At 62.2% G+C, this 5,791-nt stretch carries 5 protein-coding genes and 1 pseudogene; 2 read left to right on the top strand and 4 right to left on the bottom strand.

What is annotated here, in order from left to right; genetic code table 11:
- The 4 genes and pseudogenes from EN991_RS20835 to EN991_RS20850 all read right to left on the bottom strand — a co-directional run.
- Positions 1-206: pseudogene (locus EN991_RS20835) on the bottom strand (helix-turn-helix transcriptional regulator); the annotation flags it as partial.
- Positions 203-913, bottom strand: a complete 711-nt coding sequence (locus EN991_RS20840; RefSeq protein WP_024502680.1) for a helix-turn-helix transcriptional regulator — start codon at positions 911-913, stop codon at positions 203-205. The gene EN991_RS20840 and the pseudogene EN991_RS20835, both read right to left, overlap by 4 nt.
- Before the next feature lie 551 nt (positions 914-1,464).
- Positions 1,465-2,496: a histone deacetylase family protein gene (locus EN991_RS20845; RefSeq protein WP_127367437.1), complete on the bottom strand. Its 1,032-nt coding sequence runs from the start codon at positions 2,494-2,496 to the stop codon at positions 1,465-1,467.
- 26 nt (positions 2,497-2,522) lie between these two features.
- Entirely contained in the window at positions 2,523-3,284 is a 762-nt protein-coding gene (locus EN991_RS20850) for a TetR/AcrR family transcriptional regulator (RefSeq protein ID WP_244506862.1), read from the bottom strand.
- 154 nt (positions 3,285-3,438) lie between these two features.
- Between EN991_RS20850 and EN991_RS20855 the strand changes: the two genes are divergently transcribed.
- Together EN991_RS20855 and EN991_RS20860 are read left to right on the top strand one after the other, a co-directional pair.
- On the top strand, positions 3,439-5,118 hold the full coding sequence (locus EN991_RS20855; RefSeq protein WP_127369444.1) for an amidohydrolase: 1,680 nt from the start codon (positions 3,439-3,441) through the stop codon (positions 5,116-5,118).
- A gap of 141 nt (positions 5,119-5,259) precedes the next feature.
- The coding region (locus tag EN991_RS20860) for an ATP-binding cassette domain-containing protein (protein ID WP_127369445.1) at positions 5,260-5,791 on the top strand (532 nt) is incomplete at its 3' end.

Consider the following 5,791-nt stretch of genomic DNA (forward strand, 5'->3'; position numbering starts at 1 on the left):
AGCCGCGCCCGCTCGGGCGAGGGGCTTACGAAGAAGAGGCCGAAAGCCGAGGCATTCATGTCAACGGCGATCCAGCGGCAGCGGCGCACGGCATCGGGAATGGTGACCGCGTGATGGGTTTCGGAGCCAAGGGTGAAGGCCCCGAACGGGTTGCGCTGCTCGTTGAAAAGGGCTTCGGCCGTTTCCTTGATATCGGCGTGTTTCAAATGATGCCGCTCCTGATCGCCGTGGCGATGGCCATCGCGCGGTTGCTGGCCGCGAATTTTTGGATGGCGTGGGTGATGTAGCTGTTGACGGTGTTGGAGGAGACGCCAAGGATGACGGCGACCTCGTCGGTGGTCTTGCCTTCGGAAACCCAGAACAGGCATTCGCGCTCGCGATCCGACAACGGGTCCTGCATGGCGGCGGCGGCAATCAGTTGCGGGATGTGCGAGAGCGCGTAGCAGCATTTCAGCTGCGCGCGCATCAGCGCCGGCTGGTCGATGCTGCCGGCGGTCGCCGCAGAGAACAGGGCAAACAGGCGCTGGCGGCCGACATTGAGGCGCAGCGAATAGATCTCGGCATGGCCGAGCACGTCGAGAAGGCGGGCTTCCTCGCCGGTGACCAATCCGTCTGCTTCTGGTGCTTGAGATGCCACCAGCGGCTGTGGGCGGATGCCTGGCGCGACGGTGAGCGCGCCTTGCGCAAGCCCGGCGATCAATCGCTTGCCGATCAGCTCGATGGCATCGAAAATCCAGTTGGAGGAGACGATGCGCGCATCGTTGCGGTCCTGGTCGTGGACGATGGCGACCAACATGTAGCTGTCGGCGCCGATCTCGGCGGTCAGTTGCATGAAAAAGCTGGTGAGATCGCCGCGCGACGTCAGGCGCGAGCCCAATGTGTCGGATTGAAGACGTGCGGCGGGACTGCTCATTCTTGTTGCTTTTGGCCGGAATCGTTTCTGCTGTCCGGATACTGGAAGCCAGCCGCCGAACCCGAATACGCATTACTTTGACGAAGACACACGCGTGGCGCAGGGCTGCACCGAACCAAATCCCGAATCCATTCAGGGAACGCGAAGCCGTCCGCGTCTGGTGCCGGAAAAGCTCCGGAACAAAAGACTTTGGGTGGTCGCCGCGCCCCCCAGGACCGGCTGATTCGGGTCTAATCTACCCGCAGTTGAATCTGACATCAAACGCGATTTGACAAAATCGAATCCGGTGGACTCATGTGCGACTCACAAGTCGGTTTTCGCGCCCTGGACAGAAGACCGGGACGCGAAAGTCTTCGCCGGCCACCTCGGCGGCTGGTCGATTTCGCCAGGCTCGGGAGCATTGGACAGACGGGCGCGCCGGTTGCTGTGCCGAAGGCTGGGGCCCTGGCCCGATAGTGGGAGCCGGGCGATGTTGCCGCCCGGTCCCGGTGGTCCTTTGCTTATGCCTGTCGTTGTCCCAAAACCGCCAGATGCTCCTGGACGACAGGCATTTACCGATCCTCGAACCCGGTCAGCACGCCGACCGCGTTGATGCCGATCTCCTCGACGGCATAGCCGCCTTCCATGATGAACAGCGTCGGCAGGCCGAGCCTGGCGATGCGGCGGCCGATCTTGGGATAATCAGACGTCTTCAGCTTGAACTGGCTGATCGGGTCCTTCTCGAACGTATCGACACCCAGCGAGACGATGACGACATCCGGTGCATAAGCGGCGAGCCTGCCGCAGGCATCCTCGAGCGAGGCGTTCCATGCATCCCAGTCGGTGCCGAAGGGCATCGGATAATTGATGTTGAAGCCTTCGCCGGCACCCGCGCCGCGTTCGTCGGCATGGCCGAGGAAGAACGGGTACTCGACCATCGGATCGCCATGCAGATTGAGCACCTGGACGTCGGCACGGTCGTAGAAGATCTCCTGCGTACCGTTGCCGTGATGGTAGTCGACATCGAGGATCGAGATGCGTTTGGCGCCGTGGTCGCGGAACCATTGCGCGGCGACGGCGGCGTTGTTGATGTAGCAGTAGCCGCCCATGAAGCCAGCCCCGGCATGGTGGCCGGGCGGACGGCAGAGCGCGAAGGCGGAAGCCTCGCCATCCTTGAGCAGGCCGGCGGCGGTCAGCGCTACGTCGTAGGAAGACTTGATCGCGGCCCACGTGCCTTCGACGAAAGTGGCGCCGGCATCGAAGGAATAATAGCCGAGCAGCGCGTCGACGCGCTTTGGCGGCACGTCGCCGCGCAGGCCGCGCGTCGGCCAGGTGAAGGGCATCGCCGTGCCTGTGAGGCCTGCTTCCAGCCATTGCGGCCAGACCGTCGGGAGAAAGTCGATATAGTCTGATTTGTGGATGCGCTTGGCGGCGGCGAGGTCATGTTCGTGCGGCGCGATGATGGGACCCAGTTTCTCGCTTTCGACCCGCGCCTTGATGAATTCGGCCCTCGATGGCTTTTCGAAACCCGGCACGATGGCTGATGTGACCAGTTCCATTTGACCGGCATGGCCGGCGTGAAGGGGGGAGAAAACAGTCTTCATAAATTCCTCTCGAAGTGCGAAATCAGTCAAGATTCAAGATTGAGATAAGGGCTCACCAGAGCGAGCCACATTCTTTCCACATCGTCCTCGATGAGGTCGTATGTCTTGCGGTCTCTTTTCAGCCCGACAAGCCGGCAGGCGTGCCCGACGTCCATCATCAGCACGCCGAGCCGGCTGGCGATCTTGTCTTCAAGCGCCGGGTTCACATGCTGCAGCCATGCGGCGTAGAGCGCGATGATCTGCTCGTCATATTCGTTCTGGATCGGCCTGAGGTCGGCGTTGCCTGAAATGGCCTCGATCACCGGCATCAGGCTGGCGTTTTCGAGGTAGAGTCTGGACGTGTCGATGAAGAGCTTGCGCACTTCCTGCCGAAACTCTTCACGGTTGGTGGGCGGGGCGACCTTGATACGCTTGGCGATCACCTCGGGAAAGGATGACAGCCAGCGCCGGGCGAGGTCCAGAAGAATGGCTTCCTTGTTGGGAAAGTATTGGTAGATCGAACCAACCGACAAGCCTGCGCGCTGCGCAATGGCGAGCGTCGTCGGCGTCTTGGTTCCTTGCTCCCGCGTCAAGACCAGCGCTGCGTCGAGAATCCGGTCGACCACCTTGCTGGAGCGTTGTTGCCGCGGCTGTTTGCGCGGTTCGAGCGCTATCCTGGTTTTGCGGTCGAGACTGCGCTTCACCGTCCGATGTCCTCGTTCCCCGCCCGGTCTCAACATGGTGGGAGCTTGCTGTCCACGATACATTCCAGATTCGGTATGTTGACAAACGCGAATAATCAGTCGCATTCTTTATCCACGCTGCCTCTTGGGATGACAAGGGGAATTTCCAAGACAGCGCGCTGGCATTCTTTTTCGTCCCATGGCGCCGCTCCGGTGGAGTGGCAGGTCGTTGGCCAAGAGGTTGTCGGTCTCAGTCAGTCGTCAAAAGCGCGGAGTCGCGATGTCTGTCACAGGTGCAGGTCACAATGCGGATCTGATCGTCATCAGTGGTCGTGTACTGACCATCGACGACGACAATCCCACCGCCGAGGCCGTCGCCGTCAAGGACGGCGCAATCATCGCCATCGGCAGCCGCGCCTCCATCGAAGAGTTCAAGGGACCGGCCACCAAGGTAATCGACGCCAAGGGCGGCTCCGTCCTGCCGGGTTTCATCGAAGCCCACATGCATCTGTTTTCGGGCGGGGCTGAACTTGCCCACCTTCAACTCACCGGTATCCATGGCTTCGAGGCGCTGCAGAAGGCGATCCGCGACTATGCGCCTACCCGGCCCGACGCGAAGATGCTGGTCGGCCAAGGCGTCGACTATACCGTGCTCGGCAGCGAGCGCGTGACGCGCCATCACCTCGACGCCATTTTGCCCGATCGTCCGTTCTGCATGGCGGCGCCCGACCATCACACCATGTGGGCCAACACCAAGGCGTTGGAAATGGCCGGCATCCTGCAGGGGCGCATGCTCGGCCCTGGCAATGAGATTGTCATGGGTGACGATGGACTGGCCGCCGGCGAATTGCGCGAAGGCGAGGCCTTTGGCCCGGTGCTCGACCTTGCCGGCGAAAGCCGGGTGCGGCTGGGGCTGTCGACCGGCGGCGAGCCGGACCCGATGCCGACGGCGGCCGAGCGGGACGCCGACCGCGACATTATGCGGCGCGGGCTCGCCTGGTGCGCCCGCCACGGCATCACCTCGATCCAGAACATGGACGGCAACCTCTATCAGCTTGAGCTGCTGGCCGAGATCGAAGCCGAGGAAGGCTTGCCCTGCCGCGTCAAGATCCCGTTCCACTACAAGAATTTCATGACGCTCGACATGCTCGACAAGGCATCTGGTATGGCCGAAAGCTATAACAGCGAATGGCTGTCGTCGGGCATGGTCAAGGTGTTCTACGACGGGGTGCTCGATTCCTGGACAGCTGTCATGGTCGAGCCATATGCCGACCGGCCCGACTGGGTGGGCGAGCCGCTGTTCACGCCGCAACAATTCATCGATCTGGCCGTCGCGGCCGACAGGCGCGGGCTGCAGATCGCCGTGCACTCGATCGGCGACGGCGCGGTGCGCGCGGTGCTGGACGGTTATGAGGCGGCGCAGAAGGCGAACGGCAAGCGCGACAGCCGTCACCGGGTCGAGCACATCGAGGTCACCACCACATCGGATGTGCCGCGTTTCGCAGAACTCGGCGTCATTGCTTCCATGCAACCGCCGCATCCGCCCGGCGCCATGGATTTTCCGCTGGAGCCGACGGTGTCGCGCATCGGGCCGGCACGCTGGCCGCTGAGCTATGCCTGGCGGACCTTGAAGGATGCCGGCGCGCATGTCGTCTTCGCATCCGATTGGCCGGTGTCGCCGATCGATCCGATCCTGGGCATTCAGGCGGCAGTGTTGCGCAAACCATGGGCAGAAAGCGACCCGGATCAGAGTTTCTCGCTGCATGAAGCGATCGCCGGTTACACGATCGAGGGCGCCTACGCCGAATTCGCCGAGCACCGCAAGGGCACGCTGAGATCGGGCTACATGGCCGATCTGGTGGTTTTGTCGATGGATATCGAGAACACCGCCCCGGCCGATCTGCACAAGGTGCGGCCGGTGACGACGATTTGCGGCGGCAAGATCACCTATCAGGCCTGACTATGGCATGGGGCTTGCAGGCCTCAATGACTGACTGAACTGTGACCCAATGCCGGGCTTGCCAACCCACCGGCCATGTGGTCACATCGAACAGGGGAAGAGCTCCGCCAGCAAGAGCGGGGTCAACAGTGAGGCGTAATCGTGCCGGACAAACCGGATCGGAATGCGATTGAAGTAGTAAACGTCAGCAAAATTTTCGGATCAGGTGAGGGGCAGGTGGCTGCCCTCGACACGGTCTCGGTATCTATCCGCGAGAACGAATTCTTCACGTTGCTGGGGCCATCCGGCTGCGGCAAGACGACGTTGCTCAGGCTGATCGCCGGCTTCGATTTCCCAACCGCCGGTGAAATCCTGCTCTACGGCCAGGACATCGCGCCGCTGCCACCCTTCAAACGGCCGGTCAACACCGTTTTCCAATCCTATGCGCTGTTCCCGCACATGACGGTCGCAGACAATATCGGCTTTGGCCTGGAAATGCTGGGTAAGCCGAGGGCCGAGATCAAGGCGCGCGTCGCCGAGATGCTGAAGCTGGTCAAGATGGAGGCACTCGCCGGTCGTCGCACCAGCCAGATCTCCGGCGGCCAGCAGCAGCGCGTGGCCTTGGCCCGCGCCTTGGCACCGCAGCCGAAGGTGCTTTTGCTCGACGAGCCACTGTCGGCGCTCGACTATAAGC

Origin of the sequence: Mesorhizobium sp. M7A.F.Ca.US.005.03.2.1, from assembly GCF_003997795.1 — a bacterium.
GTDB lineage: Bacteria > Pseudomonadota > Alphaproteobacteria > Rhizobiales > Rhizobiaceae > Mesorhizobium > Mesorhizobium ciceri.